This window comes from Brevibacillus sp. HB1.1 (assembly GCF_013332445.1).
Taxonomy (GTDB): domain Bacteria; phylum Bacillota; class Bacilli; order Brevibacillales; family Brevibacillaceae; genus Brevibacillus; species Brevibacillus porteri.
The window spans coordinates 26,444-48,317 of the sequence record NZ_JABMIV010000001.1; the positions used below are offsets into that span (position 1 = coordinate 26,444).

The following is a 21,874-nucleotide window of genomic DNA, read 5'->3' on the forward strand; positions in this document are numbered from 1 at the left end:
TCTCCCCTTTTCCTTACTGTCATCTTCATCATACCATGATTTTTCATTCGAAAAAAAGGCGTACAACCCGCGATGGAATGTACGCCAGATGACTATGCACGCTTACGGACGCGAAAGTTCTCCTCGATCAACAGCCAATTTTGCGGAAATGGCAAACCGAGTTTCCAGTAGCTGACGCCTCTCAAACCAAGTTGTTTAACTAGATTGAACTTAGCTTGGATCGACCGCGCATCCTCAAACCACACCTGATGTTGCTTGCCTTGATCATCGGTGTACGTAAAAAACGGAGCCTGTGCGCGATAGTCATACCGGATCACTGCATTATGCTGCGCAGCCAAAGCAATTGCGGCTTGTGGACTCAGAGCTTTCGCTGTCGTTCCTCGCTCGTACGGTAAGGTCCAGTCGTATCCGTACAGATTTTGGCCCATCAAAATTTTCTCGGCTGGTATTTCGGTAATAGCGTACTGTAAAACACGCCGCACCGGTCCGATCGGAGAAACCGCCATGGGAGGACCACCACTATAGCCCCATTCATACGTCATGATCACGACAAAATCGGCAAGCGCTCCTATCGCTTTGTAATCATGGGCGGAATACCATTTGCCAGCTTGCTCGGCACTCGTCTTCGGAGCGAGCGCAACAGACATCATCAATCCTGCTGCATGTATACGGTCCCTTGCTTTTCGCAAGAAGTTCGCGTACGCATCTGCACCTGTTGTGGGCAATGCTTCCAGATCAAAATGGATATCCCCCATTCCCAGCTCACGGGCGGTCGCGAGAATATTATCCAACAATTTGTTCTGGAGCTCTTGATCGTTCAGGATGAGTGCGCCCAGTTCCGTACTGAACTGACCTTTTTCCAAATTCGTCACGACCATCATAAGTAGTACTTGGTTTTCTTTTGCGATCGCCGGAAAATTGTTCAGCGTTGGTCGATCGAGGGTGCCATCCCGTTTGATACGAAAGCTGAACGGTGCCAAATACGTCAGATGAGGAGCAGCCGTCCGAACATCCGCTTCCATCGCTGGTGGGACAGTGCGGCGCGGTTCCACATATGCATTGAAATCAGCCGCTCGTCTAGGGCGAGGCGGGATATAAAGTTTTTGCCCGACTTGTAGCGGTTTATAGGGAGAAATCCCATTGACGCGAGCAAGCTCTGCTGCGCTGATCTGGTAACGCTGACCGATGGTATACAACGTATCTCCTTGTTTGACCCAATAGTAGCTTCCTACAATCGGGATCACCATCGCCTGTCCGGTTGCCAGCTTATTGGGATCTGGCAATTCATTCGCCTTGGTGATCGCTTCTGCCGTCGTGCCGTACGTCTCGGCGATGCTCGCTAAGGTTTGTCCTTCTTCCACCACGTGGATTTGCATACGCCTCCTCCTTCGCATTTCTTCTCTCTCTGTCATATTCATGGCGAAGGAAATAGGTGTATGTCTAGGCCAGAGGTTTCAGTACATCGTATAAAAATCCAACGGACTGGATGGCATAATGGCGTTCCAACAATTCATTTCTGTGAAAAATAAGCAAGGCGGGAACGCTGGTCACTTGCCATTGTTCTGCCAATGCAGGCGCCGTATTAATGTTGATCTGATACAGAGGAACGGTAGGTAATGTTTCTTGCATGATGCCGAGCATACGTGCTGCGAGCTTGCAGGTCCCACACATCGGTGTATAGACAAAAAGAGCGACCGACTCCTTTTCTTGCAGGTATTGGATCAGTTCTGTTGAGGTTAGTTCTTGCAAGTCGTATCTCTCCTTTCTGCACATTGGACATGATACAGGATCTAAACAACCTTTTTCTCTTTCGCAAACCAAAAACGACAGTAACCAACCATAAGGTAGCACTGTCCATTTGGTACTCTTATACAATTATGGAACAAAGCCAACCACTACTCTACGCCTCATTACTTGATTGTAGTTGGGGCGGCATTTACACATGCTACATCTTGGCTATATTTTGTATTTTTATAAAAATCATCGATATTTATTAATGGAAGCCAATATAATGGGTTATCTTTCAATATCCCCTCTAAAGCTAGTATAATACCAGAACTCCCTGTTTGAAAGTCATCAGATAAACGATAACAAAACTGCCCTGGAAATAAAATATGATTTTCCTTAGGAATTAAAAATAGACGTAACAATTCAATTACACAATCTTTTTTGTTTGTATACGCAGAATCACTTTTTCCTAGGAGCGGCGGTATTATCAAAAAGCTTCCAGCGCCATCGTAAAGCCCCCCGCTTATGCTACATCTAACACGATATAAATTCGTAATTAAGCTCAATTCTCTTTCGTAACGTTTTTTATCACTAACATGATTTAGGTATACGATTGCTATTCCTATGCCTAACGATCCCCCTGAAAGGTAAGGTAATAAGCGATTGGAGTCATCAATCGTTTGCAATGTGCTTTTGTCTTCTTTGGTTTTTTCTAAATCTTTATCAATGCATTCGATAGATTTCAAGTAATAATTTTCCTTTTTGGTGACTGCATACAAAGCCGAGTAAAACAACGAGACTCCAGACCAACCATCCATTATACCGATTGGAATCCCGGCCCAATCCTGAACTTTTAACTCTTTCTTCTCGCTCATAAAAGTATCAATGATACTCGCTACAAATATTGCTTTGTCGAGAACACGTTCATCTTTTTCTTCTAAATAAAGACTAACGAACCCAAGACCTATACCTGACAATCCTGACCTTAAAGATAGATCAGACGAATTAAGATTTATGTTTGCAAAGATGTTCATTGCTTCTTTTTTATAACCGATTTCATACAATGTTGTCCCTATGCCTGCTTTACCTGTTAATAATCCACCTTGTTCAATAGAATCGATGTTTTTCATTAATTCATTTTCAATCCAATGGTTTATATTCTCACTCACAGTACCAGATCTAAAAAATGCTAGCGCAGCTCCAGTGCCTCCATTTTGTACATTGTATTTCCCAGCTTTGCTTTCATATTGCCTGATATCCCCATGAATTAATTTTTCGCTAGGAACAAAATTTTTCTCAATACCATTTCTGAGACCTTCAATAATGGAGGAAATATCCTTTTTCATCACATTTTTATTTATGGCATGCGACCTACTCTCTTCTCCTATAAATGATAAATGCTGATTACATTTTTCCCTTATCATTTTTACAAATAGTAGAAAATCCTCTCCATAAACCTTTTCAATCCATTGATCCTGATAATAAAACATATCAGAATCAATATCCTCGATTGGTCCAATTGGCAATAAGCAATGTCGTAGGATTTTCTTTATTGCATACCAATCCCTCTCTCCGTTATTTTTATTACGTGGATGAGAGAATCCGTATGTTTGCAGTGTAGGCTTTCCTTCCAAATCCTTAGGTAGTGCTGTTTCAAAGTCAATCAGAGTCACGTTTAAATCTTCAGATATGATAATATTTACTGGTTGTAAATCTCCCATTCCTACACCATTTTTATGCATTTCTTCGACAATAGACACCAATTTAGTAAGAATATTATGTATTTTGTCCTTATAGACTTTGACATCACCATTATTAATAAAAGGGTAGTTCGCTACAATCCAGGAATCTAAGTCCATTCCATCCACATACTCTTCCACAAGAAAACTATGTTTCCAATATGTAAAGTAATCTAGTATATTTACAATTCCATCTACTTTCGATAGCTTTGATAAAGCATCAAGTTCGATTTTTTGTCTTTCTAATGCATCAACTTTTTGACCATCCAATCCTGATTTTGGCCTTGCTTCTTTAATAATGACTTTCTTTTTATCTTTCTTCCTTTCTGTTACATAGATTCCTCCACCATTCGTAAAGCGAAGTGCAGTTTGAAATTCGTATTCTTCAAATTTATTATTTTCTACTTCAGCCTCAATAGATGTGGTATTTAAAGTATCTAAATACTGATCAAATTCTTTAACAAAAGAAGGTACTTGATAGTAAGGAACTCTTTCGTCTACAAGCAATTCACCATTCTCATCTTTTATGCACAGTTCGCCTTGTTCGTTGAATATCATTGCAAATCCACCATACCTATAGTAAACATTGCTGTTTTTCCAACACTTGTCACTCAGAATGTAGGGACCACTCTCAAAAGAATGAAGGGTGGTATATAGTAGATCTAATAAATGTAAAAAATCATCATCACTAGGAGGATAGATCGTAATAAACTTTCCCGAACTTGCTCTATTTGCGATCTTTGAGTTTGAAGTGAAATAATCCCATTCGCTTGCAAGATGTTTGAAATAGACTTTACGTTCAACCAATATATGACTGACCTTCTGTAAAATCTGTTCTGCATTATCAAGTGTTGCACTAATATGGATTTTCCAACCTTGAGCTTGCAAGGATCGTTCTTTAAACTTGTACATTTTCCATACAGAATTTTCTTCCCTGCTAACTACACAATCATCTGATAAATTTGTCACATTAAATTCTCTCTCAGTAACGATTGATTTGTTAGGAGTGAAATATTTCGAGTTTTCATTTAAATAATCATAATAAACCATGTCTGCCTTCATGATATACTCTCCTCTCATAAATGATTTATGAACCTCTCCCAATAATTTGTAAGCTACATCTTATGTATTCGTCTCAATCAAAAGGACCTAGTTGAAGTTACCCTTCAACTAGGTCTTCTCTGAAGAAGCACTTAACAACCATTACCCCCATGGCCAAGGGCAAATGTTACTATACAACGACCACCTAGCAGCTGCTTCACTTGCCTCGTTTTGAGGAAGTTTTTGTAAATTCAGTACTTGATTCATTATCATTCACCTCCTTCCAAAATTTAGATGAAATGTCGTGCCTATTATTTTTCAAATCTATAAAGCTTGTACTATATTAATACTCCGGTCTTCATCGCGAACTAAAATTCTAACCACCTTTAAATCGAATCTATATTACATATTTTAACAATAAGTGATATTATTGTCAAATGAATTCTAAATATGCAATAGATTCAGAAAATTTCTCGAATAGCTGATGGTACCTATATAAGGGCTTTCCAGCGCCACTTGCCCCACAATAGCTGTCACTCGGTTACTGAAGATTCTTGGAGAGTCACCTCTACTGAATTTTTTATCTTTTATTTGGGGAAGAGAAGCTTACGAAGAAAAAAAGTAGACTACAAGCAATAGTTGTTGTAGTCTACTTTCTCTTTCAGATTCAACGCTTAACGCGCAATCGTTGTATGAGCCAACTCCTCCGTCACGGTACAGACGGCACTCGAATCCCAGCTACCCTTGCCTTGTGCTTTTGCTGCCTCATACATTTGCGCAACCGTACCACCAACGAGAACAGGCACTTGTTGTTCACGTGCGGTTTGCGCATAGAGCTGCAAATCTTTGTGCATATGATCCAATGAAAAGACCGTATTTTCATACGTACCGTACAAGATGTTAGGCCCAAAAACGGAGAGCACACGATTGTGGGCAGAACCTTTGTCCATGACGGCTGCCAGCTTGTGTGGATCGACACCTGCTTTTACACCGACACTGAACGCCTCGCCCAATGCTGCTGTGATGACGGCAACGACAGAGTTGTGGCAAAGCTTCGCCACTTGTGCAGAGCCAGATTCCCCCAGATAAAAAATTTCCTTTCCAATTGCCCTGAGATAGTCCATGATTTCTGGAAGCTTTGTCTCATCTCCGCCGACCATAATGGTCAACGTTCCGGCCACAGAACCCGCAGGTCCTCCACTCACCGGACAATCGTAGTAGTAGATCCCTTTTTCTACGCCGTGCTGATTCAGACGTTTTGCTGTAGTAGGATCAATCGTACTTGTATCAAATACGAAACTGCCCTCCCCTAATGATAAGAAAAGTCCGTCCGCACCCAGCATAACTTCCTCAACAATCGCAGGACCTGGAAGCGAAGTGAAAACGACACGTGCTACGCTACCCACTGCCTGTGGAGACTCGACGACTATCGCTCCTTTTTCCTTTGCCCAGGCTTTTGCTGCTGGACTTGGATCATAGGCATACACGTGGTAGCCTTTTTGCAACAGATTGCAGACCATCCCTTTACCCATTGCACCGATGCCGATTACACCAATCGCTTCCATCTTCGCTCCTCCTGCTTTTCCTATACTTATTCTTATGGCCGAATATAAACCGTTTTGGTCTCGACGTAAAAATCGAGCGCTGACTCCCCTTGCTCTCTCGGACCCAATCCAGATATCTTTTTGCCACCAAACGGAAACTGTGATTCAAAATGAGTCGACGGCATATTAACATGCGTGACACCTGACTGAATGCCTTTGACAAATTGGAAAGCTTTTTGTAAATCGTTCGTAAAAATCGTGGAGGACAAGCCAAATTCAACCTGGTTAGCCACTTGCATGGCATGTTCGAAAGAATCCACATCGATCACGGCGATCACAGGGCCAAAAATTTCTTCGTTGGCAATCGTCATCTCCTGCGTAATACCGGTAAATACCGTCGGCGCGACGAAGTAGCCCTGGGCGAGATCACCTTCTACAAGGCGCTTACCGCCGCATTCCAGTACGCCACCTTCTTCGATCCCCTTTTGTACATAATGAAGATACAAATTGAGCTGATGCTCGTCCACTACTGGCCCGTTATGATTGTCTGGATCGAAACCATTCCCGATTTTCAAGCCCTTCGCTCGCTCAATCAGTTTTGCTTTTACTTGTTCGGCTACTTCGGGAACAACCAATACGCGACTGGTCCCTGTACAACGTTGGCCATTATCGAAGAATCCACTCAGTACGATAGAATCGATAGCGAGGTCAACATCAGCGTCCGCGAGAATGATCGCCGGATTTTTCCCGCCCATCTCTGCCTGAATCTTGCCTCCTCTGGCTCCAACTGCTCTCCCCAAAGCAAGTCCCACTTCCGAAGAACCCGTAAATGAAATCCCTTTGACCAGTGGATGATTCGCTAATTCATCACCGATGACCGCACCCGGTCCTGTTACCAAATTCACGACACCACTCGGAACGCCGCTTTTAATCAGGAGCTCCATCAGCTTTACGCTAATCAAGGAGGTGTTGCTCGCTGGCTTGAACACAACTGTATTGCCTGCGAGGATAGCCGGGACGATCTTCCACAAGCCAATCCCCAGCGGAAAATTCCATGGCGCAATAATCGCGAAAACCCCGATTGGCTCTCGCACCGTGTAACCAATTACCTGTTCATCAAAGGAAGGCACCGTTTGACCTGTCAAGCGAGTAGCTTCCCCAGTCAACTGCTTCATGGAGGTGATAGTCTTGGCGACCTCGCCTCTCGCTTCCCGCAATGTTTTTCCGACTTCACTGGTGATCGTTTCTGCGAGCTCTTCTTTGTGTTTTTCCAATAAGTGAATGAGGGAGAACAAGAATTCTCCACGTGTGGGAGCCGATTTTTGTGACCATTCACCAAAAGCATTGGCAGCAGCTTCAATGGCAGAACGCGCATCCAGCCCGTCCGATTTTTGAAAAAAACCGAGAACCTCATTCGTATTGGCAGGGTTCGTGCTTGGGAAAACCTGTCCAGTATGGCTCGTCACCCAAGCTCCATCGATGTAGTTATTGTAGGTTGCTGTCAAATCGTCTCCCACCTTCCGCATCTTATAGGGTTATTGTATATAGTAAAAATTATGAATACAATGTATATACAGACACTTATTTCCAACTATTAATGTGTATTTCTCTACATGGAGGACACGTGGATGAATTCATTTTCGCTCCTGCTTGAAAAGCTGCATGAATGGTTTGGTGATCGGCCTTTTTCGATCTGGTTCCAATTTTCGCGTGATCGACATTTTCGGCATATTTTCTCTTCTTTTCATGAAAACGCTACCACGAAGATTCCCCCTATGACAGTACCTCTCTGTGACAACGATGCTAGCCACATGCGTTATGCATATGCCCAACAGATGTACCGTTTTTTCTACGAAAAGGAAGGACAAGCTGTTATTTGCCTTTCGCATAAAGCAAGCCAACCGCCCATCCTTACCTCTGACCAGTGGGAACTTTTGTGGTTCGGGATTCGCCTGTTGTTGGCAGAAGAAAAAATGACAGCAAAAGCGGAGGAAAGCAAGAAACTCTTTGAAGGGATTCGCTCGATATCTGCTACCCTTGACGTTCACCAAATCATCCGTGGCATCATAGGTAACGCACTGGCTGTTATCCCGGCTGCTGACGCAGGTCTCTTGCACTTGTATGATCCCTCTATCGACCTTTTGATTCCGAAAGCGACCGTCGGTTTTCATGATACGGTGTTCAAAGATCTCAAAATGCGGGTTGGCGAATCTATCGCGGGCAAAGTGTTTGAGGACGGAATCCCACGCATGTACAAAACCAGCCAAGAAACAACCCACGCGATGAAGGACATCTCTGCTGACAACTTTCACTCGCTGAACCACGCCAAAACATTGCGAGACTTGAATGGGTTGCTATGCGTTCCGATATCACGTGAAGAAAAGCGTATCGGCGTGCTAGTCCTCCATCAGTTTCATCAAGAAAATGTGTTTACGGAGTACGACCTCGACCTCCTCCAAGGCTTCGCAGACCAAACTTCCATCGCCCTGCAAAATGCCGAGCTCTATGCAGAAGTCAAGCAAGCGTATGAGCATATGACTGCCATTAGCGCCCAACTGCAAGCCAAGCACGATGATTTGATACAGCGCAACCATATCCATGAATCCATCAAGCAGTTGTCCTTGCAAAATAAAGGGGCAGAAACAATCGTAAAAACCCTCGGCAAAATGACAGGCCATTCCATCTATTTTGCCGATTGGCTTGAGCAAAAATTGTATCCTGAAAAGAGTGCTTTATTTTTTAGCTGGGATGAACTGTATACATTGCTGAACAAAAGAAGACAGCCTGTTTCTGTCAAGCTGTACTCTCCCGATACTGGTGACAATCAATGGTTCTGTTTGTATCCGTTGATCAATGGAAGCATCTTTCTCGGAGGTCTCATGATTCCCTTAAACGAACGCGGGCTATCTGATCTCGCACGAATGACGGTCGAGCAAGGGAGTGCAGTGCTCATACTCGATTTAGTGAAAAAGCAATCGATCAGCTCCGTGCTATACAAGCGAGCACATGATCTTTTTCAAGAGCTGATCGCAAGCAAAGGCAATGAATTGATTGACCGCGCTCGTTCGATGGGGTTACAGCCGCAAGCAAAATACTATGTGGTTTATGCCCATCTGACGCAGTGCCACGATCTGGCCTTGCTAGAAGCAAACATTCATCGGCTCATTACTCGTTGGAAATGGGAGTTCAGTAAAACTCAGATGTTTGTCTACGGCTTCCATAACCATGTCACCCTCCTCATCCGGTCTCTCGGCTCCCGAGATGGCAAGGACATCCGGGAGCGGCTGCAGCAGGCGTCTTATGAGTGGGAACTGGGCAAGGAAGCATCGTTATCGATTGGCGTGGGAAGTATGGCAAGCGGGATTGAACAAATCAGCAAAAGCTACGAAGAAGCCAAGAAAGCCGCTCACTACTTGACCAACCGCAGCCGTTTTGGTGTGGTGCACTATAAAGACCTGGGTGTCAATCGCCTCATGCTGAACCAGAGTCAGGTCGATATTGATGCATTCATTCAAGATGTGTTTGCCCCTTTCTGGCAAGACCCGGAAAAATATCAGGAATGGGAACAGACGATCATGGCCTATATGAAATGTAGTCAATCTCCTCAATTGACCGCCAAAGAGCTGCACATTCACGTCAATACGTTGTATCAGCGATTGCGTAAAGTCGAGGAGCTTCTTCACATCGATTTGCGCAATCCGGAAGACTTGCTGAAATTACAGCTCGCTTGTCATTTGCGCCAGGAAGGATAAATCGAAAAAGGCAGGAATTGGTTTACCATAATTTTGTTATGTTAATTATTTCTCCATGTAAATCGTGAACAGCAGACGCTTATTTTCTCTTGTAATATTTGGATAATCATCCATAATGAACATGGGGGCATCAGGCACCAGACACCCCAGAGATTCGCGCCCTACTACAGGTAAAGGAGTGATGATGTTTTGGATTCGCAAAAACAAATGGAAAAGCATATGAGAGGTTCCAAACGATAATTTCATCCCTTCTCTCATATGCTATGGGAGGAAATGAACGAAATGTTTGCTCAAAAGATGGTTCAAGGAACGGAACTCACAACCGATTGCTTCCATAGCGCGACCAATCTGTTCGAAGCATTGAAGCATCATATATCCATCAAAGGGGTCATTACAGGTGTTATTCCTGGTAGAGTATTCCTGTCAAATGACGCGAGATCAGCCTTGTTGACAAGCCCCCAAGGTATTTTTCTAGGAGGCAGTGTTGATAATCCCCTCTTCTTTGAAGAAGTGAATGCATTGCTCAAAGAGGAGCTATTACCGCAGCTTGCTGCTGATGAACAGCTTGACTACGTCCTGTTTTATCCTACTGATGAGAAGTGGGATGACATTCTCGATATCGTGATGAAAGATATATTACCCATGAGAAGCGGGCGAATGATCTTTACTCACCATCTACAGGATCTATCCCCTCCTGCTGACGATTATATTGTCCCGATAGACAGCACCTTGTTGAAGCGTAAAGAATTGATAGGTCTTGAGGATGTTATCGATGAAATAGCGGAGAACTGGCCATCTATAGAAGCCTATGAAAACAAAGGCTTCGGTTGTGCCGTGATTCAAGATACCGATGAGGGGCCTACCATTCTTAGTTGGTGCATGACGGATTGGGTAGTAGAAGACGAATGTGAATTGGGTATAGAAACCGATGAAGACTATCGGGGTAACGGATGGGCTCGAAAGACAGTATTGGGTGCTCTCTCACTCGCCAAACAACGCGGAATCAAAAGAGTGGGATGGCAGTGCTGGTCAAATAATATAGGTTCGCAGCGAACAGCCTTGTCTGTCGGTTTCGAGCTGCTCGCGGATTTTCCGGTTCTGTTCGGTTGGAACCTTCCTTTAAACAATTTCCTTGTCAACGGCAACCACTATATGCGTGGCGATCTGAAATATGGCGTGGAAAAAGACTACGCCCGCGCCGCATGGAGTTATGCCCAAGCACTCGATAAAGGCTGGGATTGGGATGGTGATCCGGCCTTGTATTGGAATGCTGCTTGCTTGTTCTATCTGAGTGGTGAAGAGGACCGGGCAAAGCATTACTACAAAAAGGCTCTCGAACTTGGCTGGGTAAGCATTCACCACCCGCATTATCATGATCATGTGTACAGAGAGCAGGACAGCGATCAGATCGGTCGAATTCTTGCTGAATTAGTAATCTAATGGAAATGGCCGCCGTTTTATCGGCGGCTTTTTGCTGAGCTCAACCATTTTTCCTCTACTTCTCTACCTTTGAATAAAAAAGAAATGGCTTGCCGTTCAAGTAGTTTTTGATCATAGGTATTGCATAGGGCTGTTCTTCTTTTAGCCCCTCGGTTTCCCTGGGGTCAGAAGCATGATGACTATAATTTTCAATCATGACCATCACCGTGAAGCTCTCAAGTGTGGGGAGCCAGTCCCCTTCTAGTTTCCGCAAACTCTCGTAGCCTTTTATGACAAGCTCTCTTTGTGCAGGATATATACCCAAAAGGGTATGGGCGATATCATAAAGATAGTAACCAAACCCACATCTTCCAAAATCAATCGGACGAGGATCTCCGTTGTAAAAAACAATGTTACCTTGGTGCAGATCGCCGTGAATGATTCCGTAGTTGCTGCTATTCTTGTCCATTTTGGCAAGACAAGTGAGTATTTTATCCGCCGCCAATTCATATAGCTCGAACTCTTCGTCTGTCAGAAATCGTTGGTAATGCTCCTTCAAACGAGTCATGGACTCCTTGAAGCGATCCTCTCCCCAGATCGGACGAGCAAATTCAGGGGTCAATTGGAAATCCTGGGATACTGTATGAAGCTTTGCTAGCAAGACGCCCTCTTTGTAAACTTGGTCTTCCGTAAGTTCATCATCAACATGCTCCCCTTCGACCCAATGCATGACGGATACGAAGACACAGTCACCATTCGCAAGATCAATGCTCACTGTCTTGGAACCATTGCGGCACGCTATTCCCGTTGGAATCGCTACCTCTATTTTTTCATGCAAATAGCGGAGCCAGGCAAGCTCGGAATCAATTTCATTTCTGTTCTTGTTTCCGTGAATACGGAGTAAATAGGTACCATCCTTCTCTGTTTCTATCACAAACGTGCAAGTGTCGGACAGTTGGTTGAAACGAATCTGTTCCCCATCCAAGTCGTATTCGTGCATTGCCTTTTGTGCGATTTGCTTGAACTGGGCCACTACGTTCTCGATGTCATCTTCAGAATCCAACTGAAATAACCTCGTCATGCGAATCCCCCATCCAATATATGGTTCATATGCTTACATTCGTTTGATTTTCGCCATACTCCTCTTTTCTTTTTTTCGCTTGACTCCAACCTAAGGTCAGACTGCAAACTCAATTTCAGGAGGTGAATCGCCATGTTGTATACCGTTAACGAGGTAGCCAAACTGTCTGGTACCACAATCAAGACACTGTACCATTATCAAAAGATTGGCTTGCTGATGCCCGAAATTGTTACAGAAAATGGATACAGATATTATGGTGAGAATGAACTCAAGCGGTTACAACAAATCTTGTTTTATCGTGAGCTGGATTTTTCGTTGGACAGCATCAAAGCTGCACTTGATCACGAACCAGACAGACTTCGTTGTTTATCTGAGCAGCAAGCGATGTTAAAGGCACGCCAGCTTCGAATGGAGCGCATCTTGCTTACTTTAGAAGAAACGATTCGACACGAAAGGAAGAGAGGAAATATGTCCACTGAGAAAATGTTTGATGGATTAAACGAAGAAGAATGGAAACAGGCATTCACTCAACAAAATGAGCATTTGCAGGAAGCCTACGATTTTCAATTGGATACAGAGAATCTGGACGTAACTTCCATGAATGAAAAAGCTGCCGAAGCGACTGCTTTCATGACATTTATGGCAGAGGCGTTGAAAAACAACAAAAGTATTGATGATAAAACGGTTGTTTCTGCAATCGAAAATCATCTTGCTTTTTTGCAAAAAGACCATCCGATTGATGCGAGAGCTTTCGCCGAGCAGTCAAGGTTTTTCCTATCAGATGAGTTCCACCGCACTATGTTGGAAGAACAGCAAACGGGATTAAGCTACTACATTTGCATTGCTGCCGAAAATTTTGCTTCCAAGTAACGTATAGTTAAACGATCGTTTAACTGTTAAACCGGGTGAGCTGCAACTCCCCGGTTTTTTGTTTCATCCCTATCTGATGCCTTAGATTACCGCCCCGATAATATGCTCCTTGATTAGCGTCCATCGATCCCGAGGATTCGGCATGAATTCCGATGCAATGGCTACAACGAGGTTTTTTTCTGGGATGCAACAGATAACATGACCGCCATCGCCTATTGCTGCGTATGCAAAAACACCGTCCTCTTCACGCAACCACCACATAGATACCCGTATAGACAGGATGCCGAGTCGATGCTGGATATGGGGACCGGCGGCGGAGAGCTGTTGTCAATGTTGAGGCCGTGGCCGAAATTCGTTTGCGCCACCGAAAGCTATCTGCCGAACTTGTCCGTCGCCAAAGAACGATTGGAGCCGTTGGGTGTGACTGTCCTTTCTGTGGAGGATGATGATCGTCTTCCTTTTGTGACCGATCAGTTCGATTTGGTGCTGAATAAGCATGAATCGTATTCGCCGCGGGAGGTTCGTCGGGTGCTCACCGATGGCGGGTGCTTCCTCACCCAACAGTCGGGAGGCGCCGATTGCTTCGAGATCAACGAACGATTCGGTGTACCGTTACATTCAGCATTTGCGGAATGGAAGCTCGATGCCGCCATACATGGAGTGCGGGAGAATCACTTTGAAGTCGTGAAACAGTCTGAGCAGTTTCTTCGTCAACGCTTCTATGATGTCGGCGCATTGATCTATTATTTGAAGGCCATTCCGTGGCAGATTCCGGATTTCGAAGTCGATAAATACAGAGAAGAGCTATACAGCATTCATCTGCATATTGAACAGCAAGGTTACTTTGAGGTGACACAGCACCGATTTTACTTGCTGGCAAAAGCATTGTCTTCGGTTATATTTAAAATGTAATCAAATGGTTTTCTTGGAGCTTGTCGCGCAGCGACGGCTCCTTTAACTTTTTTATGGCCAGCTTTTCGAATACGCGTGGAATGTAACGATGTAAAGTTTGATTTGCAACTGTTCTTTCCCTATTTTTTGGCAACGAATGCACAAATAATAGTCTTGTAGCGAAGTTTGCTAAATGAATAGAAAAGAGATAGGAGTTCGCTTTTTATGTCACGATCCGAAAAACGTAACCGCTTCATTATCCTTGCAATGGCACTTGGCCTATTGATGTCTTCCCTCGACAATACCATCACCTCGGCGGCCATTAGTCACATGATTAAAGATATCGGTGGCTTTGAAAGCATGAGCTGGGTTTTCACTTCGTACGTATTAGCCGCAACCAGTACGATGCTCATCTTCGGGAAAATGTCTGATCTTTTTGGACGCAAGTTGTTTTACTTACTTGGCATTACGATTTTTCTCATTGGCTCGGCACTTTGTGGCGTTGCCCAAAGCATCGAACAGCTAATTGCTTTCCGTGCCCTTCAAGGAATTGGTTCAGGAGCTCTCTTTCCGATTACTTTTACAATCTTATTTACGCTATCCTCTGATCCGAAATATACGGCACGAATCTCTGGCGTGTTTGCCGGAATCTTTGGGCTCTCTTCTATAGCCGGACCTCAAGTCGGGACCTTGCTCTCGGATTACTTGGGGTGGCGCTGGTGCTTTTATGTCAATGTTCCGATCGGTTTGTTGTCTCTTTTCACTCTTCTGTTTTCCCTGAAAGAATCCCGTTCTCATACAAAGCCAAAGATTGACTATTGGGGTACCGCTACATTAATCGTCGCCTGTATAGCTGTCATGCTGGCGCTTGAATGGGGAGGAAAAGCATATGAGTGGTCTTCGTGGCAAATCATTTCACTGTTTGCCCTGGCCGGAATAGTGGGGATCGCTTTTATTCTGGTAGAACGTCATGCACAGGAACCGATCCTTCCTTTCCAGATTTTCCAAAACCGTATGGTGGTCGCGACTTGTATCGCTTGTCTTTCTCAAGGTGCCATCATGTTTGCTGCCATCACTTATTTGCCTATTTTCGCCGTGGTCGTGCTCGGGTATCCGAACTCCAATAGTGTTTTGACCCCGTTGATGCTCTCTTTGACGGGAGGTGCCGTGGTATTCGGAATGTTGCAAACAAAATTTTCCTTCCGAGCTCTCATGGCGTTCTCTATGCTCGCTTGTGTAGTAAGTTCTATTTTACTTATGTACGTTTCAACGGGCATTTCCTTCTTTTACTTAACACTCTTGATGATTCTGTTCGGGTTTGCTGCAATCGGGCCGTTGATGAGCGTTGCACAAAACGCGATCGTGCATTCGGTCGATAAACCCTATATCGGTATTTCTTCCTCGATCGTTGGGTTTTGTCGAAACCTGGGGGGTGTACTCGGTGCATCGATCACGGCTGCTGTTGTGAACCAAAATTATGCAAGTATCGTATCCACAGGGGCATCATTACATGGCATTTCCTCGGAGAAAGTAGCTTATCTGCTTAATCCTGAAGTTCTCATGCGTGAGCCGTTAAAAATCGAACCGAGTGTTCACTCTTTTCTGAGTGACTCTCTAGGAAGTGCCATCAATCATGGTTATATCGTGGGATTGATTTTCGCCGTTATAGGTTTCTTTTCTGTACTATACGCAGGCCCTGGCAAGCTAGAGCGCCATCAAAAGAGTGTCGAATCATAAAGGTCCACGGGTTTCTTGCTCGGCATCACTTTCCAAAAATGGCAGTATGATATATGGTAAAGTATATGTATTTACTAATCATACTTCCCAAAGGAGAGTGTGCTTTGTGCGTGAAACCTGTGTTCCGACTGGCGTGGAGCTGAAAGACACTGGCTTTGGATATACGTTGTCTTTAATAGGCGGGAAATATAAAATGATCATTTTGTATTGGCTCGCTGAAAATAAGGTGATGCGGCATAATGAGCTGAAGCGAAGTATCGGTACCATTTCCTTTAAAACGCTGAGCTTGATGTTAAAAGAGCTGGAGGCAGACGACTTGATCATCCGCAAGGAATTTCCCCAAGTCCCTCCCAAAGTGGAATATTCCTTATCAGAGCGTGGGCTATCTCTCATCCCCTTGTTAAATATGATGTGCGACTGGGGAGAGAAAAACAGCTTGCCCTCTCAGGAGGATGTAAAGCAACAGGCATAACAATTGTTTCTAACAGGAAAAGAAGTATCTCCCAAACGAGGAAATACTTCTTTTTTCATGGGTCTTCTTACAGGCTATCAATGAATTTCACATAATCTTGCGCGCTCTTATCCAATACGCTGCCGGTCGCCTCAAGTTCTTCACCAGGTACATTTTCGCCTGACTCAGTCTCCGTACCATAATACGCAAAGAATGAACGATAATCCGCATGGCAGTAACGGAAGGTTGTTTCAAAAGGGGTCAATATTTGCTCAAGTGTATACCGATATCTTCCCTCTTCCTGATAATCCTCTTTCCTAATTCCAGCAGATACGGCTAATGCAGCTTTGCGATTCTTTAATTTATCGCCTCCCTTTGAACCGTATGCCCACCCATATGCGAAAACATCGTCAAGCCATTTTTTCAGGAGCGGCGGACAATTAAACCAGTAAACCGGGAACTGTAAAACAAGATTCTCATGCGATTCAATCCATTGCTGTTCTTTTTCCACATCAATGTTTCCATCTGGGTATGCCTGATGCAATTCATGGACGGTATACTTTTCTGGATATTTTTTGAGTTCTTCTACCCATCGCTTATTGATGACGGATGTTTCGATGCTTGGATGAGTGACGATGACAAGAGTTTTCAAAGTAGGTTCCTCCTTGAAGGTTTGTTGTTTTATGAGTATAAAATGCTTGCTGCAAATTTGTAAGTATGCACATTTTGTTCAGTTACTTACATAAAGGTGAGTGTAAAGAACAGAAAAAAGCCTCCCCTCGACCTAATGATTCTAGGTTTGTAGCGTTGGGAGGCTCCTTTGCAAATGTTTTATTTTAGCTTTTTCTCCATATACAGCGTGCCTTCAATCGGATTAAAACGATAGGGTTCAATTGGATAAAATTCCAATGAGCGGTACAGCTGAATCGCTTGTTCCATCGTAGGAAGCGTATCTAATCGGATGAACGAATAGCCTCGTAATTTTGCTTCGTCCATGATCGCCAAGGCTAATTTTTTCCCTAAGCCTCTTCCCTTCCATTCAGGCTTCACGTACAATCTCTTCATTTCGCAAACTTGATCATCTATTTTTCGTAAAGCAACACATCCTGCTGGCTGCTCGTTATCTAACGCCAGCAAAATACAACCGGCAGGGGGTACGTATTCGCCCGGTATATTTTGCAATTCGGATGCAATGTTTTGAAAGCTCAAATCCACTCCTAATGAATCTACATACTCCAAGAAAAGTTCACGTGCTTGATCGTATCCATATTCCTCCGTTGCATGAATCAAACACAGCAATCCAAGCACCTCCACATCCCGTTCTACATTCTACAAACTGAAACTCGTGCAGGTCGGTGACACGAAAAAACCAGCTTACAACAAAAGGATCATGGTGTGAGCTGGCATTTTTCATTTCTTCGTGCGATCGTTTAAGAGGTGCGCAACGAGCGACGCAAGATTTTCCCTGTACTGTTTTTAGGAAGCTCTGCTACGAATTCGACCTGACGAGGAACTTTGTATTTCGCCAGCTTGTCACGACAAAATGCCATGATATCCTCTTGAGAAACCGCTATTTCCTTCAATGCCACAAATGCCTTGACTGCTTCGCCATGCACCTCATCAGGAATCCCGATCACAGCCGCCTCGATAATCGCAGGATGCTGGTAAAGCACTTCTTCTACCTCACGCGGGTACACGTTATAGCCGTCAACGAGAATCATGTCTTTTTTGCGATCAACAATGTACACATATCCTTCTTCATCCATACGAGCCATGTCTCCCGTATACAGCCAACCATCTCGGAGTGCCGCGGCTGTATCATCTGGCAAACCGAGGTACCCGATCATAACGTTTGGCCCATGTACCACAAGCTCGCCTACTTCTCCACGTGCGACTTCGTTACCTTCGGGATCGACGACCTTGTTCTTCACAAGTGGGATATCGACTCCAACCGATCCTGGCTTTCTAGTCCCGTGCAATGGGTTAAAGGTTGTAGCTGGAGCTGCTTCTGACAAACCGTAGCCCTCCAGTACCTTGGCATCGTATTTCGCTTCGAACTTGTGCAGGAGCTCGACGGGCATGGATGCACCTCCCGAGCAGTATATCCGGATAGAGGAGAAATCTTCTTTTGTCGCATTCGGGAGCTGTAGGAGATAATTGTACATGGTCGGAACACCTGCGAAACAGGTGGCTTTTTGCTCCCGAATCGTTTGGAGGACGTCTACGGGATGAAATTTCGGCACGATAATAATGGCTGCTCCCGTGCGAATCGGGCCATTCATGCACACCGTCATGCAGAAGACGTGAAACATCGGAAGTACCGCGACCATGCGATCTTCGGCCACCAGCTCGAACAATATCCCCATCGCTTCCGCATTCGAATCCATATTGCGGTGGGAGAGCATCGCACCCTTTGGCTGACCAGTCGTACCTGATGTGTACAGGATTACAGCGAGGTCATCTTCGTTTCGTTCCGGCTCCACGTACCCTGCCTCTGACTCTTGCCCTTCTTGTACAAGCTGATCGATCGTGATTTCATTTTCAATGGATTCCGTGTAGATGAGAAGCTGCAAATCTTCTATTTGGTCTTTCATCGGGGTTAGTACCGGTTGCAACGCGGATAAGGCGATGGCTGCCTTTGCTTTACTGTTCGATAGAATGAAGCTAATTTCGCGCGCCGTATAGATGGGGTTCATGGGAACAACAACAGCTCCTACGCGGAGTATCGCATAGTAAGCGCTAACAAAATGCGGCCGATTATCCATGAGTAGGGCGACAGCATCCCCTTTTCCAATCCCGTGCTGGGCAAGTCCTGCTGCGAGATGTTCGACCTGCTGATTGAATTGTGCATACGTCGTCGTTTCTCCCAAAAAGACAAAGGCTGGACGATCCGCAAACTGTTTCGCGCTCTGCATGAGGCTTTCATTCAAATGATACACCACACATCTACCCCCTTTTCAGAAAATTTTAACATCTAGAACCAAGCCTATAAAGTATTACTTTTAGGAAACATGGGAGATTGGGGGTGCTGTTTGACTGACTTGTTCATTGCGCTTCACAAAGAGTAGGAAAAGCACGCCGCAAATGACAAAGAGCAACCCGTTGACGATCATGGCGTTGCCAAAACCAGTGCCAATATCTCCGGCTGACTGAACGATAGAGCCCGTTACCAGCGGTGAGATGATCCCTGCCAATGTAACCAGGCTGGACAATACGCCTACCAAAAGTCCCGTGCGTTCCGGCAACAAGCTGCTAACAATAACAGAAGCAGCTGTCCCCACAGAAAAGGCAAATCCTTTTCCTAGGCACAAAAGGATCAAAACAAGTACCGTAGATTGAACAAGGGTAACACCGTAAAAACACAGTCCCCCTAAAATAATCGAAACACCGCCAACCAGAACGTATGATTTGCGATAGCTACGATGCTTTTTAAAGAAACGATCGCCAATCGATGAAATCAGTATGGTCATCAGTCCAGCCAAAAGTCCCGTGCCAGCAATCGCATAGGCCATTTCTTGATTCGTAAACTGGAAAACCTTGACGAGATAAACAGGCTCCCAAACGGATGCGAAGGTCGTCCCCCAAATTTGTGCGAAATAGATTAAAAAACAGAATAGAAACGTGGATGAGAGCAAGACACCGGATATATCCGACCATTTCGCTTTTGATAAGATGGGAGCTTCTACTTTTGCAGGAGCGACGCTGACAAGTGGTTTTTCTTTTCCAATCCACAGCCAGACCAAGAGCCATATCAGACTGAGTGCACCCATAAACGCCCAGGAAAACCGCCATCCATAGCTATCAATTAGCGCGACGATCATCGGTGCGGAGGCAACCGCACCGACAAATGCACCGAAGTTCACGGTTGAATAAACCAGTCCACGCTTTTCTTCGGGAAACCATTTGTTCAAATGGCTGACAACCGTTGCCCAAAATGGCCCTTCGCCTATTCCAAGCAATACCCGCGCAACGACAAGCATCGGCAAACCCGCGATCGCATAAGCGCCGAATTGGATGACTGTCCAGGACAGTGCCATGATCGCCAGCATTTTTTTCGTCCCGATACGGTCCGACAATGCCGCGCCTAAAATCCCTGCAATGGAGAAAAACCAGAAAAAACTGCTTCCGACAAGTCCCCAATCTTTCTCGTTCAGCGAAAATTCAGTCATAATCGGCACGGCAGAATATCCCGCAATCGTTTTATCCGCATAATTGATCATGTATAGCACAAACAACATAACCATTGTGATTCTGGCCATCATGTGAATCACTCCATTTGTCTAGGAAATAGACTGCCATGATTCCCCGCTATTTTGAAAGCCTGACGCGCCCAATTCCATCCATGATCTCAATCACTGTGCCATATGATTCACTTAAAGTCTTGAGCCCCTCCAGGATTGAGGTATCCCCGCTTAATTTCGGCCACCCCATACGATGTACAGGCAGATCAAAGCCTAATTCAATCGGATGCAGCTCCAGTTCGAGCAGCTCACCATCTTGCATTTTCCATAAAGGAATAACCGACTCCCACACCTCTTTGTGCACACAGAGTCCGCGTGTGTAGTTGGCACTCATCGCTTCCAACGCATCTGCCACATTATGGGTGTGATCCAGGCCATAGTGCTCGTAGAAATCAGCGGGTTGACTCGTAACTGCTTCTGTCTGAAAAACAAAATCTCCCAGGCTGTAAAAGATCGGCCGATTTTTGTAGATTTCAATGCCTCGCAATAGATGGGGGCCGTGTCCCACAACAGCATGTGCGCCTGCATCGATGCAAGCTTTTGCAAAAACAGGCAAGAAATCAGCTGCAATCTCTTTCGCTTCTCCCTTCATTTCATGTGCGTGAATACTCACGATGACGTAATCAGCCCGCCTATTTGCCTCCTCAATCGTTTTGACGATTCTGTTCAGATCGCGCGGATGCGGTTGGGTAGTCGTCCCCTCTTCGTCGCTTACCATGAAACGTGCATTTCCAAAGAGAAAGATCTCCTTGCCCGGATCGTTCATGAAGCCTTCCTCGATGAGAAGCTTGTTGAAGGCGTTAATGTCTGTTGATTCCGCAATGGCCCTCAAATCAGCGAGCTTTTCATCTGTAATGTGGTGTGTCATGACATAGCGCATCGGATTGATCCCTGGTCTGCCGATACTATCCGAACGCTGATCTCCGGCCGCCCACCATGGATGAAAAGTCGACGTTGCAGCGATCAAGGCTACCCTAGCCCCTTCGCATTCGAGATAACGCGGAGCCCCCGCTTCTGCGAGATTTTTGCCTACGCCAGCATGGACGAAGCCATACTCATTGAGATATCGTTCGGTTGCTTCTAGTCCGCCATACAAATAATCGAGCGTATGGTTATTCGCCCAGCCAATCATGTTAAAGCCGTAATCTTTCATGACTTGCAAAACGGAAGGTGGTGACATCGCCCACGTGCCTCCGCTTTGCGCGCTGGGATAGCCCTCATTATCGTGTACGGTTGTCTCCAGATTCGCAATGCGTACGTCGGCAAGGTGCAGCAAGCTGGAAACCTCTTGAAAAGCTTGGTCCCTGTATGGCAGATTGCGTGTAATAAAGCTGTCACCAGTCGCAGTAAACCAAATTGGCTTGGTCATTGGCAGGATTC

19 protein-coding genes and 1 pseudogene are annotated in these 21,874 nt (G+C 44.9%); 6 read left to right on the forward strand and 14 right to left on the reverse strand.

Annotated features, from left to right (window positions below; genetic code table 11):
* Positions 1–92: 92 nt before the first annotated feature.
* From HPY27_RS00135 to HPY27_RS00155, 6 genes are all read right to left on the reverse strand, one after another.
* Positions 93–1,376: a glycoside hydrolase family 18 protein gene (locus HPY27_RS00135; protein ID WP_174224080.1), complete on the reverse strand. Its 1,284-nt coding sequence runs from the start codon at positions 1,374–1,376 to the stop codon at positions 93–95.
* A gap of 64 nt (positions 1,377–1,440) precedes the next feature.
* Complete coding sequence (locus HPY27_RS00140; RefSeq protein WP_017248974.1) at positions 1,441–1,749, reverse strand: thioredoxin family protein; 309 nt, start codon at positions 1,747–1,749, stop codon at positions 1,441–1,443.
* Positions 1,750–1,910: 161 nt separating this feature from the next.
* A complete protein-coding gene (lanKC, locus tag HPY27_RS00145) occupies positions 1,911–4,529 on the reverse strand; it encodes a class III lanthionine synthetase LanKC (RefSeq protein WP_174224082.1) in 2,619 nt (872 codons plus the stop codon).
* Between the two features lie 141 nt (positions 4,530–4,670).
* Entirely contained in the window at positions 4,671–4,781 is a 111-nt protein-coding gene (locus HPY27_RS30480; protein WP_371736766.1) for a class III lanthipeptide, read from the reverse strand.
* Positions 4,782–5,182: 401 nt separating this feature from the next.
* Positions 5,183–6,073, reverse strand: a complete 891-nt coding sequence (locus HPY27_RS00150) for an NAD(P)-dependent oxidoreductase (RefSeq protein WP_017248977.1) — start codon at positions 6,071–6,073, stop codon at positions 5,183–5,185.
* 32 nt (positions 6,074–6,105) lie between these two features.
* Positions 6,106–7,578 (reverse strand): aldehyde dehydrogenase family protein, encoded by a 1,473-nt coding sequence (locus HPY27_RS00155; RefSeq protein WP_017248978.1) that lies wholly within the window; start codon positions 7,576–7,578, stop codon positions 6,106–6,108.
* A 102-nt stretch (positions 7,579–7,680) separates the two neighbouring features.
* Between HPY27_RS00155 and HPY27_RS00160 the strand changes: the two genes are divergently transcribed.
* On the forward strand, positions 7,681–9,804 hold the full coding sequence (locus tag HPY27_RS00160) for a helix-turn-helix domain-containing protein (protein ID WP_174224083.1): 2,124 nt from the start codon (positions 7,681–7,683) through the stop codon (positions 9,802–9,804).
* Between the two features lie 45 nt (positions 9,805–9,849).
* Here the strand turns inward: HPY27_RS00160 and HPY27_RS00165 are convergent, their stop codons facing one another.
* The gene (locus HPY27_RS00165) at positions 9,850–10,050 is read right to left on the reverse strand and encodes a hypothetical protein (RefSeq protein WP_174224085.1); all 201 of its coding nucleotides are present in this window, start codon (positions 10,048–10,050) and stop codon (positions 9,850–9,852) included.
* 36 nt (positions 10,051–10,086) lie between these two features.
* On the opposite strand from HPY27_RS00165, the gene HPY27_RS00170 reads away from it, so the two are divergent.
* Positions 10,087–11,244: a GNAT family N-acetyltransferase gene (locus HPY27_RS00170; protein WP_174224087.1), complete on the forward strand. Its 1,158-nt coding sequence runs from the start codon at positions 10,087–10,089 to the stop codon at positions 11,242–11,244.
* Between the two features lie 55 nt (positions 11,245–11,299).
* Here HPY27_RS00170 and HPY27_RS00175 read toward each other — a convergent pair whose 3' ends face one another.
* A complete protein-coding gene (locus tag HPY27_RS00175) occupies positions 11,300–12,304 on the reverse strand; it encodes a phosphotransferase enzyme family protein (protein ID WP_174224089.1) in 1,005 nt (334 codons plus the stop codon).
* A 132-nt stretch (positions 12,305–12,436) separates the two neighbouring features.
* On the opposite strand from HPY27_RS00175, the gene HPY27_RS00180 reads away from it, so the two are divergent.
* On the forward strand, positions 12,437–13,174 hold the full coding sequence (locus HPY27_RS00180) for a MerR family transcriptional regulator (RefSeq protein WP_017248982.1): 738 nt from the start codon (positions 12,437–12,439) through the stop codon (positions 13,172–13,174).
* 81 nt (positions 13,175–13,255) lie between these two features.
* On the opposite strand, the pseudogene HPY27_RS29985 reads toward HPY27_RS00180, so the two are convergent.
* Positions 13,256–13,435: pseudogene (locus HPY27_RS29985) on the reverse strand (serine hydrolase domain-containing protein); the annotation flags it as partial.
* Between the two features lie 30 nt (positions 13,436–13,465).
* On the opposite strand from HPY27_RS29985, the gene HPY27_RS00185 reads away from it, so the two are divergent.
* The 3 genes from HPY27_RS00185 (at position 13,466) to HPY27_RS00195 (ending at position 16,274) form a co-directional block, all read left to right on the forward strand.
* A complete protein-coding gene (locus HPY27_RS00185; protein WP_174224091.1) occupies positions 13,466–14,086 on the forward strand; it encodes a class I SAM-dependent methyltransferase in 621 nt (206 codons plus the stop codon).
* A 204-nt stretch (positions 14,087–14,290) separates the two neighbouring features.
* Positions 14,291–15,802 carry an MFS transporter gene (locus HPY27_RS00190; protein WP_017248985.1) on the forward strand — a complete coding sequence of 504 codons (1,512 nt, stop codon included), beginning with the start codon at positions 14,291–14,293 and terminating at the stop codon, positions 15,800–15,802.
* 106 nt (positions 15,803–15,908) lie between these two features.
* Positions 15,909–16,274, forward strand: a complete 366-nt coding sequence (locus HPY27_RS00195; RefSeq protein ID WP_017248986.1) for a winged helix-turn-helix transcriptional regulator — start codon at positions 15,909–15,911, stop codon at positions 16,272–16,274.
* A 67-nt stretch (positions 16,275–16,341) separates the two neighbouring features.
* On the opposite strand, the gene HPY27_RS00200 is transcribed toward HPY27_RS00195, so the two are convergent.
* The 5 genes from HPY27_RS00200 to HPY27_RS00220 all read right to left on the reverse strand — a co-directional run bounded on the left by HPY27_RS00200 (position 16,342) and on the right by HPY27_RS00220 (position 21,863).
* Positions 16,342–16,905 carry an NAD(P)H-dependent oxidoreductase gene (locus HPY27_RS00200; RefSeq protein ID WP_017248987.1) on the reverse strand — a complete coding sequence of 188 codons (564 nt, stop codon included), beginning with the start codon at positions 16,903–16,905 and terminating at the stop codon, positions 16,342–16,344.
* Between the two features lie 179 nt (positions 16,906–17,084).
* Positions 17,085–17,561: a GNAT family N-acetyltransferase gene (locus HPY27_RS00205; RefSeq protein WP_371814296.1), complete on the reverse strand. Its 477-nt coding sequence runs from the start codon at positions 17,559–17,561 to the stop codon at positions 17,085–17,087.
* Between the two features lie 122 nt (positions 17,562–17,683).
* Positions 17,684–19,192, reverse strand: coding sequence for a fatty acid--CoA ligase family protein (locus HPY27_RS00210; protein WP_174224452.1), 1,509 nt, complete (start codon positions 19,190–19,192; stop codon positions 17,684–17,686).
* Between the two features lie 63 nt (positions 19,193–19,255).
* On the reverse strand, positions 19,256–20,515 hold the full coding sequence (locus tag HPY27_RS00215) for an MFS transporter (RefSeq protein WP_174224095.1): 1,260 nt from the start codon (positions 20,513–20,515) through the stop codon (positions 19,256–19,258).
* Positions 20,516–20,561: 46 nt separating this feature from the next.
* Positions 20,562–21,863: a CapA family protein gene (locus HPY27_RS00220; RefSeq protein WP_174224096.1), complete on the reverse strand. Its 1,302-nt coding sequence runs from the start codon at positions 21,861–21,863 to the stop codon at positions 20,562–20,564.
* Between the last annotated feature and the right edge of the window lie 11 nt (positions 21,864–21,874).

Coding starts and splice junctions, on each gene's coding strand:
- HPY27_RS00135 (WP_174224080.1), bottom strand. CDS start 1,376: ATGCAAATCCACGTGGTGGAAGAAGGACAAACCTTAGCGAGCATCGCC.
- lanKC (WP_174224082.1), bottom strand. CDS start 4,529: ATGAAGGCAGACATGGTTTATTATGATTATTTAAATGAAAACTCGAAA.
- HPY27_RS30480 (WP_371736766.1), bottom strand. CDS start 4,781: ATGATAATGAATCAAGTACTGAATTTACAAAAACTTCCTCAAAACGAG.
- HPY27_RS00150 (WP_017248977.1), bottom strand. CDS start 6,073: ATGGAAGCGATTGGTGTAATCGGCATCGGTGCAATGGGTAAAGGGATG.
- HPY27_RS00155 (WP_017248978.1), bottom strand. CDS start 7,578: ATGCGGAAGGTGGGAGACGATTTGACAGCAACCTACAATAACTACATC.
- HPY27_RS00160 (WP_174224083.1), top strand. CDS start 7,681: ATGAATTCATTTTCGCTCCTGCTTGAAAAGCTGCATGAATGGTTTGGT.
- HPY27_RS00165 (WP_174224085.1), bottom strand. CDS start 10,050: ATGAAATTATCGTTTGGAACCTCTCATATGCTTTTCCATTTGTTTTTG.
- HPY27_RS00170 (WP_174224087.1), top strand. CDS start 10,087: ATGTTTGCTCAAAAGATGGTTCAAGGAACGGAACTCACAACCGATTGC.
- HPY27_RS00175 (WP_174224089.1), bottom strand. CDS start 12,304: ATGACGAGGTTATTTCAGTTGGATTCTGAAGATGACATCGAGAACGTA.
- HPY27_RS00180 (WP_017248982.1), top strand. CDS start 12,437: ATGTTGTATACCGTTAACGAGGTAGCCAAACTGTCTGGTACCACAATC.
- HPY27_RS00185 (WP_174224091.1), top strand. CDS start 13,466: ATGCTGGATATGGGGACCGGCGGCGGAGAGCTGTTGTCAATGTTGAGG.
- HPY27_RS00190 (WP_017248985.1), top strand. CDS start 14,291: ATGTCACGATCCGAAAAACGTAACCGCTTCATTATCCTTGCAATGGCA.
- HPY27_RS00215 (WP_174224095.1), bottom strand. CDS start 20,515: ATGATGGCCAGAATCACAATGGTTATGTTGTTTGTGCTATACATGATC.
- HPY27_RS00220 (WP_174224096.1), bottom strand. CDS start 21,863: ATGACCAAGCCAATTTGGTTTACTGCGACTGGTGACAGCTTTATTACA.